This is a genomic window from Glycomyces tarimensis, from assembly GCF_054776215.1.
The window spans coordinates 82507-103861 of the sequence record NZ_BAAHCB010000024.1 but is presented as its reverse complement, the minus strand read 5'-3'; the positions used below and the strand labels follow the sequence as shown (position 1 = coordinate 103861).

Annotated in this window: 18 protein-coding genes; 11 read left to right on the top strand and 7 right to left on the bottom strand. The window is 69.5% G+C overall.

The features are described 5' to 3' along the window. Positions 1-30: 30 nt before the first annotated feature. Both sufB and ACYVK3_RS19685 read right to left on the bottom strand, forming a co-directional pair. The gene (gene sufB / locus ACYVK3_RS19690) at positions 31-1464 is read right to left on the bottom strand and encodes a Fe-S cluster assembly protein SufB (protein ID WP_460499047.1); all 1434 of its coding nucleotides are present in this window, start codon (positions 1462-1464) and stop codon (positions 31-33) included. Between the two features lie 26 nt (positions 1465-1490). Beyond that, a complete protein-coding gene (locus ACYVK3_RS19685; protein WP_460499046.1) occupies positions 1491-2189 on the bottom strand; it encodes a helix-turn-helix transcriptional regulator in 699 nt (232 codons plus the stop codon). 176 nt (positions 2190-2365) lie between these two features. On the opposite strand from ACYVK3_RS19685, the gene ACYVK3_RS19680 reads away from it, so the two are divergent. Beyond that, positions 2366-3355, top strand: a complete 990-nt coding sequence (locus ACYVK3_RS19680) for a COX15/CtaA family protein (RefSeq protein ID WP_460499045.1) — start codon at positions 2366-2368, stop codon at positions 3353-3355. A 73-nt stretch (positions 3356-3428) separates the two neighbouring features. Beyond that, positions 3429-4013 carry a hypothetical protein gene (locus ACYVK3_RS19675; protein ID WP_460499044.1) on the top strand — a complete coding sequence of 195 codons (585 nt, stop codon included), beginning with the start codon at positions 3429-3431 and terminating at the stop codon, positions 4011-4013. 41 nt (positions 4014-4054) lie between these two features. Here ACYVK3_RS19675 and ACYVK3_RS19670 read toward each other — a convergent pair whose 3' ends face one another. Next, entirely contained in the window at positions 4055-6532 is a 2478-nt protein-coding gene (locus tag ACYVK3_RS19670; protein ID WP_460499043.1) for an alpha-L-arabinofuranosidase C-terminal domain-containing protein, read from the bottom strand. A 137-nt stretch (positions 6533-6669) separates the two neighbouring features. Between ACYVK3_RS19670 and ACYVK3_RS19665 the strand changes: the two genes are divergently transcribed. Beyond that, complete coding sequence (locus tag ACYVK3_RS19665) at positions 6670-7632, top strand: ADP-ribosylglycohydrolase family protein (protein ID WP_460499042.1); 963 nt, start codon at positions 6670-6672, stop codon at positions 7630-7632. Between the two features lie 88 nt (positions 7633-7720). Continuing rightward, complete coding sequence (locus ACYVK3_RS19660; protein ID WP_460499041.1) at positions 7721-9322, top strand: phospholipase D-like domain-containing protein; 1602 nt, start codon at positions 7721-7723, stop codon at positions 9320-9322. A 69-nt stretch (positions 9323-9391) separates the two neighbouring features. Here ACYVK3_RS19660 and ACYVK3_RS19655 read toward each other — a convergent pair whose 3' ends face one another. Then, entirely contained in the window at positions 9392-10525 is a 1134-nt protein-coding gene (locus ACYVK3_RS19655) for an NAD(P)-dependent malic enzyme (protein ID WP_460499066.1), read from the bottom strand. A 149-nt stretch (positions 10526-10674) separates the two neighbouring features. Continuing rightward, the gene (locus ACYVK3_RS19650) at positions 10675-10863 is read right to left on the bottom strand and encodes a hypothetical protein (protein WP_460499040.1); all 189 of its coding nucleotides are present in this window, start codon (positions 10861-10863) and stop codon (positions 10675-10677) included. A gap of 74 nt (positions 10864-10937) precedes the next feature. Here ACYVK3_RS19650 and uppS point away from each other — a divergent pair, with 74 nt between their 5' ends. Further along, entirely contained in the window at positions 10938-11714 is a 777-nt protein-coding gene (gene uppS, locus ACYVK3_RS19645) for an undecaprenyl diphosphate synthase family protein (RefSeq protein WP_460499039.1), read from the top strand. Between the two features lie 27 nt (positions 11715-11741). On the opposite strand, the gene ACYVK3_RS19640 is transcribed toward uppS, so the two are convergent. After that, a complete protein-coding gene (locus ACYVK3_RS19640; RefSeq protein WP_460499038.1) occupies positions 11742-12728 on the bottom strand; it encodes a protoheme IX farnesyltransferase in 987 nt (328 codons plus the stop codon). 212 nt (positions 12729-12940) lie between these two features. Here ACYVK3_RS19640 and tkt point away from each other — a divergent pair, with 212 nt between their 5' ends. The 6 genes from tkt to pgl are packed head-to-tail and all read left to right on the top strand — an operon-like array spanning position 12941 to position 21113. Next, positions 12941-15016: a transketolase family protein gene (gene tkt / locus ACYVK3_RS19635; RefSeq protein WP_460499037.1), complete on the top strand. Its 2076-nt coding sequence runs from the start codon at positions 12941-12943 to the stop codon at positions 15014-15016. Positions 15017-15066: 50 nt separating this feature from the next. Next, positions 15067-16197, top strand: coding sequence for a transaldolase (tal, locus tag ACYVK3_RS19630; RefSeq protein WP_460499036.1), 1131 nt, complete (start codon positions 15067-15069; stop codon positions 16195-16197). 6 nt (positions 16198-16203) lie between these two features. Next, entirely contained in the window at positions 16204-17808 is a 1605-nt protein-coding gene (locus tag ACYVK3_RS19625) for a glucose-6-phosphate isomerase (RefSeq protein ID WP_460499065.1), read from the top strand. Positions 17809-17810: 2 nt separating this feature from the next. After that, entirely contained in the window at positions 17811-19412 is a 1602-nt protein-coding gene (zwf, locus tag ACYVK3_RS19620) for a glucose-6-phosphate dehydrogenase (RefSeq protein WP_460499035.1), read from the top strand. Positions 19413-19425: 13 nt separating this feature from the next. After that, a complete protein-coding gene (locus ACYVK3_RS19615; RefSeq protein ID WP_460499034.1) occupies positions 19426-20370 on the top strand; it encodes a glucose-6-phosphate dehydrogenase assembly protein OpcA in 945 nt (314 codons plus the stop codon). After that, positions 20367-21113 (top strand): 6-phosphogluconolactonase, encoded by a 747-nt coding sequence (gene pgl / locus ACYVK3_RS19610; protein WP_460499033.1) that lies wholly within the window; start codon positions 20367-20369, stop codon positions 21111-21113. The genes ACYVK3_RS19615 and pgl overlap by 4 nt, the downstream gene beginning before the upstream one ends. A gap of 90 nt (positions 21114-21203) precedes the next feature. On the opposite strand, the gene ACYVK3_RS19605 is transcribed toward pgl, so the two are convergent. Next, the coding region (locus ACYVK3_RS19605) for an RNA polymerase-binding protein RbpA (protein WP_460499064.1) at positions 21204-21355 on the bottom strand (152 nt) is incomplete at its 5' end.

Sequence of the window (21355 nt, the reverse complement as noted above, 5' to 3'; positions counted from 1 at the left end):
TTCTCTGGTTCCTTCGTCTCGGCCCGGCGACTAACCGACGGCGCCTTCCATCTGCAGCTCGATCAGGCGGTTCAATTCCAGGGCGTACTCCATCGGGAGTTCCTTCGCGATCGGCTCGATGAAGCCGCGCACGATCATGGCCATCGCCTCGTCCTCGGACAGGCCGCGGCTCATGAGGTAGAACAGCTGGTCCTCGCCGACCTTCGAGACCGTGGCCTCGTGGCCCATGTCGACGTCGTCCTCGCGGATGTCGACGTACGGGTAGGTGTCGGAGCGCGAGATGGTGTCGACCAGCAGCGCGTCGCACTTGACCGTGGACTTCGACTTGTAGGAGCCCTCGTCGACCTTCACCAGGCCGCGGTACGAGGTGCGCCCGCCGCCGCGCGAGATCGACTTGGAGATGATCGTGGACGACGTGTTCGGCGCCGCGTGGGTCATCTTCGCGCCGGTGTCCTGGTGCTGGCCCTCGCCGGCCATCGCCACGGACAGGACCTCGCCCTTGGCGTGCTCGCCGGTCATGACCACGGCCGGGTACTTCATGGTGACCTTGGAGCCGAGGTTGCCGTCGACCCACTCCATGGTGGCGCCCTGCTCGGCGATCGCGCGCTTGGTGACCAGGTTGTAGACGTTGTTCGACCAGTTCTGGATGGTCGTGTACCGCACGCGGGCGTCCTTCTTGACGACGATCTCCACGACCGCGGAGTGCAGCGAGTCGGAGGAGTACACCGGGGCGGTGCAGCCCTCGATGTAGTGCACGAAGGAGCCCTCGTCGGCGATGATCAGCGTGCGCTCGAACTGGCCCATGTTCTCGGTGTTGATCCGGAAATAGGCCTGGAGCGGGATGTCGACGTGGACGCCCTTGGGCACGTAGATGAACGAGCCGCCGGACCACACGGAGGTGTTCAGCGCCGCGAACTTGTTGTCGCCGGTGGGGATGACGGTGCCGAAGTACTCCTCGAACAGCTCGGGGTGCTCGCGCAGACCGGTGTCGGTGTCCATGAAGATGACGCCCTGCTGCTCCAGGTCCTCGCGGATGGAGTGGTAGAGCACCGTGGACTCGTACTGCGCGGCGACGCCGGAGACGAGCTGCTGGCGCTCGGCCTCGGGAATGCCCAGCTTGTCGTAGGTCTTCTTGATGTCCTCGGGCAGTTCCTCCCAGGACTCGGCCTGTTTCTCGGAGGCCTCGACGTAGTACTTGATGTTGTCGAAGTCGATGCCCGACAGGTCCGCGCCCCAGTTCGGCATGGGCTTGCGCTCGAAGAGCTTGAGGCCCTTCAGGCGGCGCTGCAGCATCCAGTCTGGCTCGTTCTTGCGCGCCGAGATGGAGCGGACGACCTCTTCGGTAAGCCCGCGCTGCGCGTTCGCGCCGGCGAGGTCCGAGTCGGACCAGCCGTACTCGTAGCGACCCAGTGACGCCAGGGCTTCTTCCTGGGTCAGGGGTTCGGTCTTCTGCGTGTCGGTCATCTCAAGTCTCACCTTTGACCTATCGGCTATTCGGGCTTTGCCCTTTGCGGGGCGGGCAACGGGACCGGTCCGGGCACGTGAGTGGTGCACACTCCGTCTCCGTTGGCGATCGTCGCCAGGCGCTGGACGTGGACGCCCAGCAGTTTGCTGATGACGCGGGTCTCCGCCTCGCACAGCTGCGGAAACTCGGACGCCACTCCCGCCACAGGACAATGATGCTGGCACAGCTGCCCGCCGGAGGCGATGACCGACGCCGTTGCGGCGTAGCCCTCACCCGACAGGGCGTCTGCCAGCGCCTGTGCCCTGGCCATCGGATCGTCGCTGTCGACCGCTTCGAGCGCGGCGCGGCAACGGGCCTCGAGTCGGACGACCTGGTCGGCGGCGAAGGCGCTGATCGCGTCCTCGCCCTCGAAGCGGCGGATCCAGCGGAGCGCCTCCATCGCGAGGTCGTCGTAGGTGTGGCCGAAGGTCTCGCGGGCGGCCGACGTGAGCTGGTAGTGCTTCGCCGGTCGGCCCCGCTTGGAGGTCTTGACGACGCGCGTCTCGACCTGCCCCTCGGACTCCATGAGGTCGAGATGGCGGCGGGTGGCGGTGGCGGTGATCCCGAGAGCGCGGGCGAGCTCGGCGGCCGTGGCCTGACCGTGCTCGAGCAGCAGTTGGGACACTCGGCGGCGGGTCTCCCCGTCCGTCGAGTGGCTGCCGCCGACCCTCGTGACTATTTCCACAAGCTAAATGTTACTTAATTCGCGGGAGCGTGTCGACAGCGGTGATCGTGAGACGGGGCACGCAGGATTGCCTTACCTCACCCGCATCGCCGGTGCGCGTGGTTCGAGGCGGACGCGGCCCACATCCGGGCACCGGGGCGGCGGGCACCGCGGGCGCCGCGGCTACATTCGGGCCTGTGAACCTGTTGCAGAGGTGGTTCGCCCAACCGGGCGCGGTGCGCCGGTGGGCGCTGGCGAGCCTGATCGCCAACGTCGTGATCATCGTGACCGGCGGGGCGGTGCGCCTGACGGAATCGGGTCTCGGCTGCGCCGAATGGCCGAAATGCACTACGGAGTCGCTGGTGGCGACCCCCGAGATGGGCGTCCACGGGGCCATCGAGTTCGGCAACCGGCTCCTCGGCGGCATCGTGGTGGCGCTCGCCGTCGCCGCGCTGCTCGCGGCCTGGAGGCGCACGCCGCGACGCTGGTCGCTGGTCCGGCCGGCGCTGTGGGTCCTGGTGCTCGCCGTGGCCCAGGCCGTGATCGGCGGGATCTCGGTGTGGACGGGCTTGAACTCGTGGGTGGTGGGCCTGCACTTCGCGGTGTCGATGGTGATCCTGGTGTTCGCCCTGTCGCTCTATCTGCGCTCGGGTGAGCCGGACGGGCCCTCTCGGCCGCTGGTGCCCCGAGCCGTGACGCTGCTGAGCAGGGCGGTCATCGCGGTCGCGGCCGTGGTGATCCTCCTGGGTGTGATCGTGACCGGTTCGGGTCCGCACGCCGGCGACGAGTCGACGCCGCGCAACGGTCTGGATCCGGAGCTCATGTCGCAGCTGCACGCCGACGGGGTGTGGCTGCTGATCGGGCTGAGCGTCGCGCTGGTCTTCACGCTGCACGCGGTGCGGGCGCCCCAGGCGGCGAGGCGGGCGGCCCACGCGCTGGTGGCCGTGGAGCTGCTGCAGGGCCTGATCGGGTACGTGCAGTACTACACGGGTCTTCCGGAGTTGCTGGTCGGCATGCACATGCTGGGGGCGTCGCTGCTGTGGCTCAGCGCGATCGCCGTGGCGTTCACGCTGCGCAGGCGCAGTCCTTTGACCTCTTCGGCGCCGCACCTGATCGTCGTCGAGGACCGGGACGAACCGATCGACGAGCCCGAGACCGCCGAAGCCGAGGTGCCCGCCCGGAATTAACGTGACGGGGAGCAACCGTTGCCTGCGTCTGGTGCGTTCTACTGGCAGACAACCGATCACGGGGCAGGCACCGATGCGCACCGACGAAGCGTCCGCGTTCAACGACTCCGGGAGGCTGCGGTTCGCGGCCGGGACGCTGCGGGGCTTCGCGCTCTTCGCTCCGGCGGTGCTCGTGGCCGACAGCGTCTACGTCGAGCTGGCGGTGTGGCACCACATGGACGAGCCGTATCTCGTGCCGCCGAGCCTGGGCGACCACATGTGGGTGGCGGTTCCGCTGCTGGTGCAGGCGTCGTTGTACCTGGTGATGATCCGCTCGGCACTTCGATTGTGGGGGCCGTTGATGGCCGGGAGCGAACTGGCGCAGCGGGACGTGCGTGTCCAGGCGTGGTGGTGCGCGGGCGGTTCGGCGCTCTCCGCGCTGATGACGGCGCGGGTGTTGTGGACGTCGGTGGACGGTTACGGCTGGGTGGTGCGCGTGCCGCACCGGGGCGGAACGCCGGGCGTCGACGGCCTGAACTGGGTCGGTTGGACAGGTGTGGCGTCGCTGGCCGGAACAGCGGTGCTCCTGCTGGGAGCGGTGGCGATCGCCGTGGCGACGCGTTCGGTTCCGAAGCGGCCGGCGAGGCCGAGCCATCTGCGGCTGGTCCGACCGAGCTGAGCGAGCGGCCCGGCCGGGCGCCGGGCCGCTCGGTCGTTCGGTCAGCGTTTGCCTCTGGGTTGGAGCTCGATGAAGGTCACCGAGTAGGGCTCGAATTCGTAGGTGAACTCGTTGCCCAGGCCCTTGACCCGCTCGGTCTCGGGGGAGACGACCGGCTCCTGGCCGAGGACGTTGTCGCACCCGGGCTCGCAGGCGATGGTGGTGACCTCGCCCTTGTGCTTGAGCTTCTGGCCCTCGAGCTCGATGTCGGTGGTCATCGGCCGGTCCTGGGCGTTGACGACCTTGAGGGTGACCGCGCCGGTCTCCTCGTCACGGGTGACGACCTGGTAGAGCGGCTCGATCCGCTGCTCGTCGACGACGCTGAAGGCCTGCTCGCCGTCCACGTAGCCGGTGACGGTGCGGCCCTCCACCTCGATGCGGAGGTCGTAGGTGCGGCCGGTCTCGATGACGGTGTCGTGGTTGACGAGTGTGGACTTGGCGCCGTTGGAGGACTTCTCGACGGCCGAGGTGGTGTTGCCCCAGCCACCGAGGTTCCACCAGTAGTAGTCGTCGGAACCCTCGACGCCGAACATGACGAGGAAGCCCTCGTCGCCTTCCGTCTTGGTGGCCTTGACCTCCAGGGTGTAGTCGGACCAGTCGGCCTCTCCGGCGGTGGAGCGCGCGTCGGTGACGATCGCGGTCTGGTGGTAGGCCCCGTCGACCACCTCCCAGGCGCCCGTGGGGGTCCCGCCGGGGCCGCTCGGGCTCCAGGCGTCCGCGCCGGACGAGAAATCGTCCTCGAACAGGACCGTGCCGTCGGTCGCGGTGACGCTCACGTCGTCGTAGGCCGCGGCGGTGTTCCACGTGGCCAGGCCGATCCCGCCGGCGATGTCCGGCTGCTCGATCGGTGCCGCCTCCATCGTGGAGGCGAAGACCTCGTCGCCGGCGTTGGTGCTGAACAGCTTCTGGACTTCGTAGTTGGCCGAGGCGACGGTCTGGTGGTTGTCGAACCAGATCATGTCGGGCGCCCAGTCCACATAGTCGATGTTGGACAGCAGCGGGGCGTACGAGGCCAGATCGATGACGTCGCCGTTGCGTTCGACGCCGGTGAGGTAGGAGGCCTCGGACAGGGCGCTCCACCACGTGTTGGACTGCGAGGCGTACTCGCCGATGAAGACGTGCGGTCCTTCGCGGTCGTAGTCGTCGTAGCGGTCGTTGTTCGAGAAGAACCACTCGGGCGAGTTGTAGTAGTGCTCGTCGACCAGGTCGGCGCCCTGCTCGCGGGCGAACTCCCAGCTGCGGTCGAAGACCGCGCCGGAGTCGTCCACGCCGGAGTTGGCGATGATCTGGATGTCCGGGTACGCCTCGCGCACGGCCTGGTGGAAGGCCGGGTAGTTCACGTAGAACTGGTCCTTGAACTCCTCGTTGCCCAGGCCGATGTACTCCAGGCCGAACGGCTCGGGGTGGCCCATCTCGGCGCGCAGCGCGCCCCACTCGGTGCTCGCGTCGCCGTTGGCGAACTCGATGAGGTCGAGGGTGTCCTGGACCCACCGGTCGAGCTCGTCGGGGTCGGTGATCTCGGGGGAGTCGCCGCAGCCGGTGACGCCGACGGGCACGACCGGGATCGGTTCGGCGCCGAGGTCCTCGGCGAACTGGAAGTACTCGTAGTATCCGATGCCGTAGGACTGGTTGTAGCCCCAGAAGTTGTGGTTGGTCAGGCGCTCCTCGACGGGGCCGACGGTGTCCTTCCAGTTGTAGGCGCGTTCGCGGCCGTCGGGGTCGAAGGAGCCGGTGTTGACGATGCATCCACCGGGGAATCGAAGGAACGACGGTTCGAGGTCCGCGATGAGTTCGGCCAGGTCGGGCCGCATACCGTTCTCGCGTCCCATGAAGGTCTCCTGCGGGAACAGCGAGATCATGTCGAGGTCGGCTCCGGCGTCGGTGGTGACGGCGAGGCGGCCGTCGATCGTGGAGCCGGTGGCCGTCAGCACGGCCTCGACCTCGGTCCACTCCCCTCCCTCGGCGGCGACGGCGACCGGTTCGGAGACCGCGTTCCCATCGGCGTCGAGCAATTGGACGGTCAATTCGGTCCCGCCGCTGCGGACCCAGGCGCTGAAGTCGTAGGCGTCGCCGGCGACGAGGCGCATGCCGGAGTTGTACCCGCTGTTGACCAGGGTCGTTCCGGCCTCGGCGCCGAGGTAGGTGACGTTGTTCTCGTTGAGCCCTCCGGTGTCGGCCGCGGCGGCGTCGCCGTCGACGGTCCAGGCGGTCAGGGCGTGATAGGACGCCTCGTCGGCCGGGCTGAACTCGAAGGACCGGTTCTGGACGAGCTCGGCGTACAGGCCGCCGTCGGCGGCGTGGTTGATGTCCTCGTAGAACAGGCCGTACAGGCGGTCCGATATGGCGGTGGCGTCGTCGAGGTCGACGCGGATCGACGCGTCCGAGTCCTCGGCGGCGGCCCCGGATGCGGTGAGGGAGGTGAGCACGACGGCCGCTGCGGCCATCGTGGTCACCGTTCTGGATCGTTTCGGAGGCTTCATCGTCTCCCGTCCTTTTGTTCGAAGCATGTCGATACATTGTTGATGTTATCGATCACTTAGTCAAGACTCCCGGCGATGTTCGTCCCCGTCCGCAACCAGAGGAGGCGCACCGCTGCCCCGGCGCATACAATCCGCTCGTGACTCCTCCCCCCACCCCCGGCGAGCGAATCCTCGGCTGCCTCATCGGCGGCGCGGTCGGCGACGCGCTCGGATACCAGGTCGAATTCGACCCCTGGCCGCAGATCGAGCGCGAATGGGGCCCCCGCGGGGTCACCGAGCTGCGCTACAACCAGGTCTCCGACGACACGCAGATGACCCTGTTCACCGCCGAAGGCCTCCTGGACGCCGCCGAGGGCGCCGAGATCGCGTCGGTCCGCAGCGCCTACCTGCGCTGGTACGAGACCCAGACCAAGCCCATGCCGCCCATGGGCTCCCACGGCCTGGCCGCCCAGTCGTGGCTCTACATGCGACGCGCCCCCGGCAACGCCTGCCTCGCCGGACTCGCACGTGGCGGCGAGCCGGGCGTCAATCCCGAGTCCAAGGGCTGCGGCACGGTCATGCGATCGGCGCCGTTCGGGCTTTTCGCCTCCTCCCCCGAGGCGGCCTACGACCTGGCGCTCCGGTGCTCGGCGCTCACCCACGGCCATCCGACCGCGGGCACCGCGGCGGGCGCGTTCGCGATGATGACGGCCCACCTGCTCGACGGCGCGACCGTCCAGAAGGCCGTGTCGCGCGCAATGCTCCACCTGCGCCAGAACCTCGACCGTTCCGAGACCGCCGACGCGCTCCAGCGGGCCTACGAGCTCGCCGGGAACGTCGCACCCGCGCCGAACTCGTGCGCCCCCCTCGGCGAGGGCTGGGTCGCCGAAGAGGCCCTCGCGATCGCCGTGTACTGCCTCCTGGGCACCGACGACGTGCGCTCGGCGCTGGTCGCCGCCGTCAGTCACGGCGGCGACTCGGACTCGACCGGGGCGATCGCGGGCAACCTGCTCGGCACCGCCTACGGATACGCGGCGCTCCCCCCGGAGTGGGCCGCGCACGTCGAAGGGCACGAGACCATCGAGCACCTGGCCGCGCGCATCACCGCCGAACGCACCTGAACCATCGCTCGTTTGTTCGCACAGCCGGTCACCGCGCTCGGCGCTCGTGCCACACTGATCGAAACGATCGACGCGCGCTGGAGACGGCATGACATGGACCGTGGCCCAAGGGCCGAGGCCGACCCGGACGAACTCGGTGGAGTTCCTGATCGACAACGAGGACGCCTGGGGGCGCCTGGTCGAGCAGATCGACACGGCGCGCCGCTCGGTGCGATGCATGCTGTTCATGCTCGACGTCCCGCATGTGCGCATGGCCTTCCCCGAGGAGATCGTCGGCGCCCCCGACGCCCCGGGCAGCATCCGCCTCGAAGAGCGGCTGCTCGAGGCGGCGAACCGCGGCGTCGAGGTGAGCATCCTGCTCAACCACGTCGAACCCGCCGTCTCCCTCGCCAACACCTCGCGCGCGGTCGAGGACTACTTCAAGCGGCACCGGCCCGCCGACACGCTCCGGCTGCGCCGCCTGCGCACACCGCAGAGCGTGCCGATCCACGCGAAGGTCTTCACCATCGACGACGAGGTCGCCTTCTCGATCGGATCGGTCTTCGTCCAGGAGTACTTCGACGGCCCTGAACACCGCATCGACGATCCTCGACGAGGGCACCAGCGCTGGCGCAGTTCGGTGCTCGCCCCCACCCACGACGTCAGCGCGCGCCTCACCGGCCCCGCCGTCGCCGACCTCGACGCCGCTTTCAGGCTCCATTGGACGCACGCCGGACCCGACGACCTGCCGAAGTTCAAAGCGCCCGCCGACTCGGACACCGGCGACCTCCCGGTCCAGGTGACGCGCACACTCCACGGCGGCCGCTACGCTGGATTGCCCGACGGCGAGACCGGCATCCTGGAGTCCTACCTCCGGGCCATCGCGAACGCCGAGGACTTCATCTACCTCGAGAACCAGTACTTCACCTCGACCGAGATCGTCGACGCGCTCGTGGACGCCGTACGGCGCAGCGAACGGCTGCAGGTCATCGCGTTGATCAACAGCCGCCCCGACGTCCCCGGCTACGTGCGGTCGCAGACCGGGGCGCTCGAACGGCTGTACGCGGGACTCGCGGCGGCTGGTGGCTCGGCGCTCGAACGCGTCGGCGTCTTCACGGCCTGGAGCCACGAGGAGGGCGCGATCATCCGGACCCATATCCACTCCAAAGTAGGCATCATCGACGACCGCTGGTGCACCGTCGGCTCGGCGAACCTGGACGGGCTGTCCCTGTCGGTCTCCGAGCACCGGGCGCAGGCCTCGCGCACGCGGCTCGCCCTCGGCAGGGCCGTCGGCGTGTTCGGCCCGGGCAGGCCCGAACACGCACGCTCGACCGAGGTCAACCTGACCGTCGCGGATTTCGACGGCGGGAACGGGAGCGTCGGCCCCGCGGTCGCAAGGCTTCGGCGGCGCCTGTGGGCCGAGCATCTCGGTTTCGACCCCGGCGCGCCCGTGCTCGATCAGCGCCCGAACGGCGGATGGCTCGCATTGTGGAAACAGCGCGCGGATCTGAAGCTGCGGCGACTGGGCGAGGACCCGGACCGGCCGGTCGAGTCGAGGATTCTGCCGTACCCGCAAGAGGACGGGCGCATTCCGCCGGGCATCGCGAAGTCGCACGTCTATCTCGACGCGCTCGGCGTCGACCCGTCGACCCTCGACGTTCGGCAACGGCTCCGTTCGTTCCTGTTCGAGTCGGGGGTGTGGAAGTCCTGAGCGCGGCGTCGGCTCCGGTGCGGCCCAGGGTCGGTCTCCGGGACCGCACCGCGACGCCTGCCTGAGGGATCAGGCGGCGTCTCGGACCGCGGCGGCCACCGCCGGGGCCACGCGTGGGTTGAGCGCCGAGGGCACGATGCGGTCGGCGGCCAGGTCGTTCCCGACGCAGTCGGTGATCGCCGTCGCGGCCGCGAGTTTCATCCGCTCGGTGATCGCCGTCGCCCCGGCGTCGAGGGCGCCGCGGAAGATCCCCGGGAAGGCCAGCACGTTGTTGATCTGGTTCGGGTAGTCGCTGCGGCCGGTCGCGACGATCGCCGCGTGCTCGGCGGCGACGGCCGGGTCGATCTCCGGCCTCGGATTGGCCAGCGCGAACACGATCGCGTCGTCGGCCATGCCGGCGAGCGCCGATTCGGGGACCAGGCCGCCGGAGACGCCGACGAGGACGTCGGCGCCGTCGAGGGCTTCGGCCAGGCCGCCGGTGCGCCCGAAGCGGTTGGTGGACTTGGCGAGTTCGGCCTTGATCGGGTTGAGGCGTTCGCGGCCGGGGTGGATGATCCCGGTCGAGTCGCACACGACGATGTCGGCGACGCCGGCCGACAGCAGGATCTCGGTGATCGCGACGCCGGCCGCGCCCGCGCCGACGACGGTGACGGACACGTCCTCGGCGTCCCGCCCTTGGAGGCGCAGGGCGCCGCGCAGGGCGGCGAGGACGACGACGGCGGTGCCGTGCTGGTCGTCGTGGAACACCGGGATGTCGAGGGCGGCCTTGAGCCGCGATTCGATCTCGAAGCAGCGTGGCGCGGCGATGTCTTCGAGGTTGATGCCGCCGAAGGACGGGGCGATGGCGGTCACGGTCGCCACGATCTCGTCGGGGTCGGTGGTGTCGAGGCAGATCGGGACGGCGTCGACGCCGGCGAAGCGGCGGAAGAGGGCGGCTTTGCCCTCCATGACCGGTAGGGACGCGGCGGGGCCGATGTCGCCGAGGCCGAGGACGGCGGTGCCGTCGGTGACGACGGCGACGAGGTTGGAGCGCCAGGTGTAGTCGCGGGCGAGCGAGGCGTCGGCGGCGATGGCCTCGCAGACGCGGGCGACGCCGGGTGTGTAGGCGATGGAGAGGTCCTCGCGGCTGTCCAGGGGGACGGTCGCGGTGGTGCGGAGTTTCCCGCCGCGGTGGGCGCGGAAGACCGGGTCCTGCTTGTCGATCACGTTGTTTCAAGCCTCATTGCTTCGATGACGATCGCCGACTGTCGAACCCGGACGGTGTCGCACCGGTCATTCGCGTGGCTTGTGAGCGAGCGCCGCGGACTTCTGGTTCGCGGGCTTCACCATGGCTGGGATCGCCCAGAGGCCGATCAGTGTAGCTCGGCGGTGACGAGCAAGCGGATGGCGGCGTCGGTCCAGGCCTCGACCTGGGCGGCTCCGTCGTCGGAAGCCAACGCTTTGGACAGGTGGACGAAACCATTTGCGGCCCTTGGCAATTCGCTCGGCCCGAGCGCTGCGGCGGCGGCCTCGGGGCGTCGTCTGGAGGCCCGCGAACTCATGGAGCGATGCGACAGCGGTCCGTTCGAGCGCCGCTCCCGTGCCGCGAGCGGTCTTGCTCGATTAGGCTGTGGCGATGAGCGCCGACGACTGGCTGTATCGGCTTTACGCGTGGCGGCTGCGCAAGCGGCTCGACGCACGGTACTTGCCGCGCCACATCGCCGTGGCGATGGACGGCAATCGCCGGTGGGCTCGGCAGATGGGCTTCGACGATCCCGGCATCGGACACCGGTACGGCGCCGAGCACCTCGACGATCTGCTCCATTGGTCGGCTCAGATCGGGATCGACCACGTCACCGTGTACGTGGCCTCGACCGACAACCTCCGCAAGCGCGAGAGCGACGAGGTCGCCCACCTGATGTCCATGATCGAGCAGGTGGTGGCCGAGCGGCTCATGCGGCCGTCGAATCGGTGGCGGCTCCACCTCGCCGGCAGGATCGACGCGCTCCCCGACTCGACCGCCCACGCGCTCAAGGAGGCGCGGGACACGACGAGCGAGTTGTCCGAGCGGCACCTGACCGTCGCGATCGGCTACGACGGCCAGGAGGAGATCGCCGGGGCGGTCCGGGCGCTGCTCGACCGCGAGGCCCGATCGGGCGCCGACATCGCCGAGCTCGCCGAGCGGTTGACCTCCGAGGACATCGCCGCACACCTCTACACCAGCGGCATGCCCGACCCCGACCTCATCATCCGCACCAGCGGCGAGCGGCGCCTGTCGAGCTTCCTGCTGTGGCAGTCGGCCCGCGCCGAGCTGTACTTCTGCGACGTCTACTGGCCGGGCTTCCGGCGGGTCGACTTCCTGCGGGCGCTGCGGACCTATGCGGATCGCAAGCAAGGCGGGTCGTCACTGTGACGGCCCCGGCGGTGAGGGCCCATCGGGCTACATCAGGAACGAGTCCACGGCGAGGGTCAGGAACAGCAGCGTCAGGTAGCTGGTGGACCAGTGGAACAGCCGCATCGGCTTGGGGTCCTCGCCGCGGTCGACGCGTCCGAGGAGCTTGTGGGCCTCCAGGACGAACAGGCTGCCGGAGATGACGGCCACGACCAGGTACAGCCAGGTGGAGCCGAGCCAGAAGGGCACCACCGAGACGGCGAGGGTGAGCCAGCCGTAGACGACCGACTCGACCGCGACGCGCTTGGCGGGGGCGACCGCCGGGAGCATGGGGATGCCGGCGGCGGCGTAGTCGTCCTTGAACTTCATGGCGAGCGCGTAGAAGTGCGGGGGCTGCCACAGGAACACGATGGCGAACAGCACCCACGCCATCCAGGACATGTGGCCGGTGACGGCGGCCCAGCCGATGAGGACCGGCGCGGCACCGCAGGCGCCGCCCCAGACGGTGTTGTAGGGGGTGGTGCGCTTGAGCCAGATCGTGTAGACCACGTCGTAGTAGACGATCGCGCCGAAGGTGAGCGCGGCGGCGAGCGGCCCGACCACGGCCCACATGCCGAGCACGGCGATCGCGCCGATGACGAGCCCGAAGACCAGGGCGTTCTTCGGGGGGATCTCCTGCTTGGCCAGCGGTCGCCGCGAGGTGCGGCGCATGAGCTGGTCGATGTCGCGGTCGATGTAGCAGTTGATGGCGTTGGCCGAGCCGGCGGCGAGCGCGCCGCCGAGGATGGTGGCGACCACCGCGGCCAGGGACGGCAGGCCGTCGAACTCCTGGCGTGCCGCGACGAGCATGGCCGGGACGGTGGTGATGAGGAGGAGCTCGACGATGCGCGGCTTGGTCAGCGACACGTAGCCGGCGATGCGCGACCGCAGGCTCGGCCCTCCCCCGTCCTGGGGTGCCTCGGCGGGTACTTCGATTCGCGGTCGGGCGGCGGGCGTCGGGGGAACGGCGGCAGCTCGAGTCGGGTGCTCGTTCATCACGGCCCACAGTACGGGTCGCAAGGCGGCGACTGGGGCTCGGGGTGGGCTCCTCACCTGCGGTTATGAAGTTCGACCCCTGCTCGTGTGCGGGTTCACAACAGTTCGAATTTCGCCCTCCGAGAGAGTGCGCATAAAGTTCAGCCCGTGTAGGTAGGGTCTGATGATAGACGTGACAGGCCTAAATACGACGAGTACCAAGGAGTACCCCAGTGGCACAGTTCGAGTGGACCGAGCTCGACCAGAAAGCGGTTGACACGGCGCGCCTGCTGGCCGCCGATGCGGTGGAGAAGGCCGGCAACGGCCACCCCGGGACGGCGATGAGCCTTGCCCCCGTCGCCCACACCCTGTTCCAGAAGGTGATGCGGCACGACCCGAGCGAGCCGAACTGGGAGGGCCGCGACCGCTTCGTGCTGTCCTGCGGGCATTCCAGCCTGACGCTGTACGTCCAGCTGTACCTCTCCGGCTACGGCCTGGAGTTGGAGGACCTCAAGAGCCTGCGCCAGTGGGGTTCGCAGACTCCGGGGCACCCCGAGCACGGACACACCCTCGGCGTTGAGACCACCACCGGGCCGCTCGGCCAGGGCCTTGCCACCGCGGTCGGCATGGCGATGGCCGCGCGCCGCGAGCGCGGCCTGTTCGACCCGTCCGCCGAGGAGGGCGAGAGCCCGTTCGACCACCACGTGTACGTGCTGGCCTCCGACGGCGACATCGAGGAGGGCATCACGCACGAGGCGTCCGCCATCGCCGGCACACAGGAGCTTGGCAACCTGGTCCTGATCTACGACGACAATCAGATCTCCATCGAGGACGACACCAACATCGCCCTCTCCGAGGACGTCGCGGCCCGTTACGAGGCCTACGGCTGGCACGTCCAGACGCTCGACTGGCGGGCCGGCTCGGAGTACCGCGAGGACCCGAAGGCCCTGTTCGAGGCGCTGGAGGCCGCCAAGGCCGAGACCGGCAGGCCGAGCCTGATCCGCCTGAAGACGATCATCGGCTGGCCGGCTCCCAACAAGCAGAACACCGGCGGCATCCACGGCGCCAAGCTCGGCGGCGACGAGCTGGCCGCGACCAAGGAGGTCATGGGCTTCGACCCGGCCGAGTCCTTCGCCGTGGCCGACGAGGTCATCGACTACACCCGCGGTGCCATCGAGCGCGGCCGGAAGGCCCGCGCCGCCTGGCAGACCGTCCTCGACGCGTGGGCCGAGTCGAACCCCGACCAGAAGGCCCTGCACGACCGCGTCTGGGCCGGCGAGTTCCCCGAGGGCTTCGAGGCCGCCTTCCCCGAGTTCGAGGCCTCCGAGAAGGGCGTCGCCACCCGCGCGGCCTCCGGCAAGGTCCTCGAGGCGCTCGCGCCGGTGCTGCCCGAGCTGTGGGGCGGCTCCGCCGACCTGGCCGGCTCGAACAACACCACCATGGCCGGTGAGCCGTCATTCCTTCCCGAGAGCCGCCAGACCAAGAAGTTCCCCGGCAACCCGTACGGCCGCACCCTCCACTTCGGCATTCGCGAGCACGCGATGGGCGCGATCCTCAACGGCATCAAGCTCCACGGCCCCACCCGCCCCTACGGCGGCACCTTCCTGGTCTTCTCCGACTACATGCGCGGCGCGGTCCGCCTGTCGGCGCTGATGCAGGCCCCGGTGATCTACGTGTGGACGCACGACTCCATCGGTCTGGGCGAGGACGGCCCGACGCACCAGCCGGTCGAGCACCTCGCCGCGCTGCGCGCCATGCCGGGTCTGGACGTCATCCGCCCCGGCGACGCCAACGAGACCGCCGTCGTGTGGAGGACCCTGCTGGGCCACAGCGACCGCCCGGCCGCGCTGGCGCTCACCCGCCAGGCGATCCCGACGTTCGACCGCTCCGAGTACGCCTCCGCCGAGGGCGCCGCCAAGGGCGGCTACGTGCTGGCCGACACCGAGGGCACGCCCGACGTCATCCTCATCGGCACCGGCTCCGAGGTCCAGCTGGCGGTCCGGGCCGCCGAGACCCTCGCCGCCGAAGGCGTCAAGGCGCGCGTCGTCTCGATGCCGTGCCGCGAGTGGTTCGACGCCCAGGACGAGTCCTACCGCGAAGCGGTGCTGCCCAAGGCCGTCAAGGCCCGCGTCTCCGTCGAGGCCGGCGTCGCGATGCCGTGGCGCGACATCGTGGGTGACGCAGGAGTCAGCGTCTCCCTGGAACACTTCGGTGCCTCTGCGCCGTTCGAGAAGTTGTTCGAGGAATTCGGGATCACCGCGGTGGCCGTCGCCGGCGCGGCTCGCGCCTCGATCAAGAAGGCACAGTAAGACAACATATAAGGCCACAGAGGACTATCCAGATTAACTGGAGGCAACCAGTGAGCACGAACCAGAACCTCGCCGCCCTGTCCGACGCCGGAATCTCGGTGTGGCTCGACGACATCTCCCGCGAGCGCATCGCGGAGGGGAACCTCGCCGAACTCATCGAGAACCGCAGCCTGGTAGGGGTGACGTCGAACCCGACGATCTTCTCCAAGGCCGTCGCCAAGGGCGGGGCCTACGACGAGCAGTTCGCCGACCTCGCCCGCCGGGGTGTCAGCGTCGAAGAAGCGGTCCGCTCCATCACCACGTACGACATCCGCTGGGCATGCGACGTGCTGCGCGACGTCTATGACAGCGACGGCGGCACCGACGGGCGCGTCTCGCTCGAGGTCGACCCGCGGCTGGCCCACGACACCGAGACCACCATCGCCGAGGCCAAGGCCCTGTGGTGGGCCGTCGACAGGCCCAACCTGATGATCAAGATCCCCGCGACCAAGGAGGGGCTGCCCGCGATCACCGCCGCGCTCGCCGCCGGGATCAGCGTCAACGTCACGCTGATCTTCTCGCTCGAGCGCTACCGCGAGGTCATGGGTGCCTTCCTGGACGGCATGGAGGCCGCCAAGGACAACGGGATCGACCTGTCGAAGATCCAGTCGGTCGCGTCGTTCTTCGTCTCCCGCGTGGACGCCGAGATCGACAAGCGGCTCGACGCCATCGGCACCGACGAGGCGGGGGCCCTCAAGGGCAAGGGGGCCATCGCGAACGCCCGTCTGGCCTACCGCGCCTACGAGGAGGTCTTCGCCGGTCCCCGCTGGACCGGGCTCGCCGCCTCGGGAGCCCGCCCGCAGCGTCCTCTGTGGGCTTCGACGTCGGTCAAGTCCCCTGAGTACCGCGACGTCATGTACGTCGAGCAGTTGATCGCGCCGAACTGCGTCAACACCATGCCCGAGCAGACTCTCGAGGACTTCGCCGACCACGGCGAGGTGCAGTCGGACACGATCCGCCCGAACTACGGCGACGCCGACGAGGTCTTCGCGGCCCTGGCGCGCGTCGGCGTGGACTACGACGACGTCGTCCAGGTCCTGGAGGACGAGGGCGTCGACAAGTTCGCCGTCAGCTGGAACGAGCTGCTGGCCGAAGTCGAATCCAAACTCGCTGCGCACAAAAAAGACGAGAACCGAGGATAGGCGATGATGGGCAAGATGGAAGCCGCCGGAGGCCTGGCGGTCACCACGGGCGTGGACGTGAACGCGGCCGTCGAGTCACTCAGAAGTGCCGACGTCCCGGCGCGACTCGCGGCCAAGGACGCGACCCTGTGGGGTCCTGACGCCGAGGAGGAGGCGTCGATCCGGCTCGGCTGGGTCGACACCTTCGAGAAGTCGAAGGAGCTCGTCGCTCCGCTCGCGAAACTGCGCGCCGAGTTCGACGAGCAGGGCATCGACCACATCGCGCTGTGCGGCATGGGCGGTTCCTCGCTGGCTCCCGAGGTCATCTCGCGGACCCTGGACCTGGGGATCAGCGTCCTCGACACCACCGATCCCGGCCAGATCCTGGCCGAGATCGGCGAGGACTCGCTGCGGCGCACCGCCGTCGTCGTCTCCTCCAAGTCCGGCTCGACGGTCGAGACCGACTCCCAGCGGCGCGCCTTCGAGGCCGCCTTCAAGGGCGTCGGCATCGATGAACACGCGGACCGGTTCGTGTTCGTCACCGATCCTGGCTCGGCGCTGCAGGAGTTCGCCGAGGAGCGCGGCTCGCACCTGTTCCTCGCCGACGAGACCGTCGGCGGGCGCTACTCGGCGCTGACCGCGTTCGGGCTCGTGCCCACCGCGCTGGCCGGCGCCGACATCACCGAGCTCATCGACCAGGCCGAGACGTTCGCTACCAGCCTCACCAGCGAGAGCGACAATCCTGCGGTGGTACTCGGGGCGGTCATCGCCGCACAGCCGACGATCACCATCGCCGACGACGGCTCGGGCATCGTCGGCCTCGGCGACTGGGCCGAGCAGCTCATCGCCGAATCGCTCGGCAAGGACGGCAAGGGCACGCTCCCGGTCGTCCTCGAAGGACCCGCCGCCGCCGGCGCCCGCGGCTCGGACCGCGTCTACACCACCGTCGGCGGCTCCAACACGGGCCTGCCGAACTCCGGCTCGCAGCTGGCGATGCCCGACACGGTCGTCAACGGTCCGCTCGGCGCGCAGTTCCTGGCCTGGGAGGTCGCCACGGCCTACGCCGGCTACCTGATCGGGATCGACCCGTTCAACCAGCCGAACGTGACCGAGTCCAAGGAGAACACCAAGCGCCTCCTCGCCGAGGGCCTCCCCGAGGAGCGCCCGCACGCCGTCGACGGCGCCATCGAGATCTACGGGAGCCACGCCGGCAGCGTCGGCGGGGCGCTCGGCGAGCTCCTGGTCGACGCCGACAACGAGGGCGCGTACATCGCCGTCATGGCCTACCTCGACCGCCTCGACGACGCCCCGGCCGCGCAACTGCGCGCCGAGCTGGCCGACCGCACCGGCGCGCCGGTCACGTGGGGCTGGGGGCCGCGATTCCTGCACTCGACCGGCCAGTTCCACAAGGGCGGCAGACAGACCGGCGTGTTCCTCCAGATCACCGGAGCCGTCGGCGAGGACGTGGAGATTCCCGGCAAGGACTACACCTTCGCGAGCCTCCAGGCCGCGCAGGCCGCCGGCGACCGGCAGGCGCTCCAGTCTCGGGAGCGCCCGCTGATCCGCCTGCACCTGACCGACCGCAAGCGCGGCGTCAACCAGTTGCTCCACGCAGTGAGGGAGTTGAGCTAACGATGGCTTCCGAAGGATCCGCACGGGCGGCGAATCCGCCCGCCCGTCACCCCACCCGCGGCCCCGAACCGGAGCGTGCCGCGCACGCGCTCAACCCGCTGCGCGACCCCGTGGACCGGCGGCTGCCGCGCATCCCCGAGCCGTGCGCGCTGGTGATCTTCGGCGTCACCGGCGACCTGGCGCAGAAGAAGCTCATCCCGGCGATCTACGACCTGGCGAACCGGGGCCTGCTCCCGGCGTCGTTCGTGATCCTCGGCTTCGCCAGGCGCGACTGGTCGCACGGGACGTTCGAGGACATGGCCCGTGAGGCCGCCAAGTCCAACGCCCGCACGCCGTGGCGCGAGGACGTCTGGAAGCGGCTGAGCGGCAACTTCAAGTTCGTGCCCGGCTCGTTCGACGACGACGCCGCGTTCGACAAGCTCGACCAGACGCTCGACGAGCTGCGCGAGTCGCACGGCATCCCGGGCAACGCGGCGTTCTACTTCTCGATCCCGCCGCAGGCCTTCCCGACGGTGCTCAGGCAGTTGGAGCGCACGGGGATGGCCGACAACGAGCACTGCGGCGGCTGGCGGCGCGTCGTGGTCGAGAAGCCGTTCGGCACCGACCGCGACTCCGCACGCGACCTCAACGGCCTGGTCGACCAGGTCTTCACCGCCCCTGACGTGTTCCGCATCGACCATTACCTGGGCAAGGAGACCGTCCAGAACATCTTCGCGCTGCGCTTCGCCAACGCGATGTTCGAGCCGATCTGGAACTCCAACTACGTCGACCATGTCCAGATCACCATGGCCGAGGACGTCGGCATCGGAACGCGGGCGGGGTTCTACGACGCCAACGGCGCCGCACGCGACGTCCTCCAGAACCACGTGCTCCAGCTCCTGGCCCTCACGGCCATGGAGCAGCCCGTCGGCTTCGACGCCGAGGAGATCCGCATCGAGAAGCTCAAGGTGCTGCGGGCCATCAAGATCGGCGACGACCTCGAAGCCACGGCCATCCGGGGCCAGTACACCGACGGCTGGGTGCAGGGCCGCCCCGCGGCGGGCTACCACCGCGAGGAGAACATCCCGGCGGACTCCACCACCGAGACGTACGCGGCGGTGCAGGTCGGCATCCAGAACCGCCGGTGGAACGGCGTCCCGTTCTACCTGCGCACCGGGAAGCGCCTGCCCAAGCGGGTCACCGAGATCGCGGTGGTCTTCAAGGAGGCCCCGCACATGCCCTTCGCCGACTACGACACGCAGATCCTCGGCAACAACCAGCTGGTCATCCGGGTCCAGCCCGACGAGGGCATCACGGTGAAGTTCGGCTCGAAGGTCCCTGGCACGGGCATGGAGCTGCGCGACATCACCATGGGCTTCGGCTACGGCGAGACGTTCACCGAGTCCAGCCCCGAGGCGTACGAACGGCTCATCCTGGACGTCCTGCTGGGCGACAAGACGCTGTTCCCCGACGCGCACGAAGTGGACGCCTCCTGGGCGGTCGTCGACCCGCTCGAGGAGTACTGGGCCGGCACCAAGCCCGAGGCGTACGAGTCCGGGACGTGGGGCCCGACCGGGGCCGATCTCATGCTGCAGGCGTCCGGTCGACGCTGGCGGCGGGCATAGGAGGGCTCTGGCAATGCATCTGAAGGACACCACGACCGGCGAGATCATGAAGGCGCTCGCCGGTCTGCTCCACGACGTCGGCGGCACCTCGAGCCTCGCGCTCAACCTGGTGGCGCTGACCACCGAGGACGAGCGCGAAGAGGTCGAGCAGGCCGCCTCCCAAGCCGCGCAGGAGCACCCGTACCGGCTGATTCTGGCGATCCCGCGTGACCCCGACGCCGAGGAGCCCCGCATCGACGCCGAGGTCACCCTCGGCGAGCGCCTGGGCGCCGCCGAGGCGATCATCCTGCGGCTCGACGGCCCCACCGTCGCCCATCTGACCTCGGTCGTGCTGCCCATGCTGGCACCAGACGTGCCGGTGGTCACCTGGTGGCTGCTCGACCCGGTCCGCTACGGGCTGGAGCAGGAGCTGCGCACCTTCGCCGACCGCCGCATCACCTATTCGGCCAGGGCCACCGATCCGGTCGACTCGCTGCACCGACGCGCCCGGGCCTACTCGCCCGGCGACACCGACATCTGCTGGACGCGGATCACCCTGTGGCGCTCGCTCATCGCCAGCGCCTTCGACGGGGTGGCCAACGCGGTCGACGGCATCGAGATCAAGGCCGACACCGAGGACCCGTCCGCGCAGCTCATGGCCGCGTGGCTCCACAACCGCCTCGGCGTGGCGCCGAAGGTCGTCCACACGGACGTCGAACGCAACTCCGAGCACCTCCCGGCGATCGTCTCGGTGGCGTTCACGATGGCCGGCGGCGAGACGATGGAGATCGAGCGCAGCACCGACGGCGAGGCGGTGCTGCGTCAGGCGGGGATGCCGAAGCGCCGCCAGCTGCTCCAGGGCCGCACGCTCGGGCAGCTCCTGGCCGAGGAGCTGCGGCACATCGACCCGGACACCGCCTATAGGCGGGTGCTGGACACGTTCAAGGCGAACTACACGCCGAAGGCGGAGGACTCATGACTCGATCCGGCGCGGTGATCGTCCACGAAGACGCCGAGGTGCTCGCGGAGGCCGTGGCGGTCCGCCTCATCGACCGCTTGGCCGACGCGCAGGCCCGCCGCGGCGAGGCGTCGGTCGTGCTCACCGGCGGACGGATCGCCGCGAAGGTGTACGGGCACGTGCTGACGTCGCGCATCAGGGGCATCGTGGACTGGTCGAAGGTCGACTTCTGGTGGGGCGACGAGCGGTTCCTGCCTTCGGGCGATCCGGAGCGGAACGAGACCCAGGCGCGCGAGGCGTTCCTCGACGCACTGCCGGTCGACCCCGAGCGGGTCCATCCGATGCCGGCCGCCGACGTCGTCGACACGCCTGAGGAGGCGGCGGGGGTCTACAGTGCCGAACTCGACACCGTCGCCGGTGGTGAGGGGCTGCCGCCGTTCGACGTGCTGCTGCTCGGCATCGGCGAGGACGGCCACGTGGCGTCGCTGTTCCCGGAGAACCCGGCACTGGCGGTCACGGACGAGCCGGTGGCGGGGGTGCGCGAGGCGCCGAAGCCGCCGCCGCTGCGGGTGTCGCTGACGATGCCGGCTATCAATTCGGCGCAGGCGGCGTGGATCATCGCCTCGGGTTCGGGCAAGGCCGAAGCGGTGGACAAGGCGCTGTCGGAGTCGAAGCTGCCGGCGGGCCGGGTCGAGGCTCGGGAGCACACTCGGTGGCTCCTCGACGCCGACGCGGCGGCGAACCTGAAGCATCTGGAGTTCTGAGACGATACAGCGAGGGGCCGGGCGACCACGGATCGCCCGGCCCCTGCTTGGTTCCCAGTGGGGAAACGGCTGCTGTGTGACGCTGCGGTGTCAGTAGTGTTCGCCGCGGCTGGCGGCGCGGGCCGCCAGCGCCTCGGCGAGGAGGTCTTCCGCTTCCTCCTCGGTGCGGCGCTCACGGACGTACGTGAGGTGTGTCTTGTACGGTTTGGCCGTGCGGCGGTCCGGCGGGTTGGCCTGGTCGC

Excerpts from the sequence above, each read along its gene's own strand:
- ACYVK3_RS19615 (WP_460499034.1), top strand. The coding sequence starts at position 19,426 with ATGCATCTGAAGGACACCACGACCGGCGAGATCATGAAGGCGCTCGCC.
- sufB (WP_460499047.1), bottom strand. The coding sequence starts at position 1,464 with ATGACCGACACGCAGAAGACCGAACCCCTGACCCAGGAAGAAGCCCTG.
- zwf (WP_460499035.1), top strand. The coding sequence starts at position 17,811 with ATGGCTTCCGAAGGATCCGCACGGGCGGCGAATCCGCCCGCCCGTCAC.
- ACYVK3_RS19670 (WP_460499043.1), bottom strand. The coding sequence starts at position 6,532 with ATGAAGCCTCCGAAACGATCCAGAACGGTGACCACGATGGCCGCAGCG.
- ACYVK3_RS19675 (WP_460499044.1), top strand. The coding sequence starts at position 3,429 with ATGCGCACCGACGAAGCGTCCGCGTTCAACGACTCCGGGAGGCTGCGG.
- ACYVK3_RS19625 (WP_460499065.1), top strand. The coding sequence starts at position 16,204 with ATGGGCAAGATGGAAGCCGCCGGAGGCCTGGCGGTCACCACGGGCGTG.
- ACYVK3_RS19660 (WP_460499041.1), top strand. The coding sequence starts at position 7,721 with ATGACATGGACCGTGGCCCAAGGGCCGAGGCCGACCCGGACGAACTCG.
- uppS (WP_460499039.1), top strand. The coding sequence starts at position 10,938 with ATGAGCGCCGACGACTGGCTGTATCGGCTTTACGCGTGGCGGCTGCGC.
- pgl (WP_460499033.1), top strand. The coding sequence starts at position 20,367 with ATGACTCGATCCGGCGCGGTGATCGTCCACGAAGACGCCGAGGTGCTC.
- ACYVK3_RS19650 (WP_460499040.1), bottom strand. The coding sequence starts at position 10,863 with ATGAGTTCGCGGGCCTCCAGACGACGCCCCGAGGCCGCCGCCGCAGCG.
- ACYVK3_RS19640 (WP_460499038.1), bottom strand. The coding sequence starts at position 12,728 with ATGAACGAGCACCCGACTCGAGCTGCCGCCGTTCCCCCGACGCCCGCC.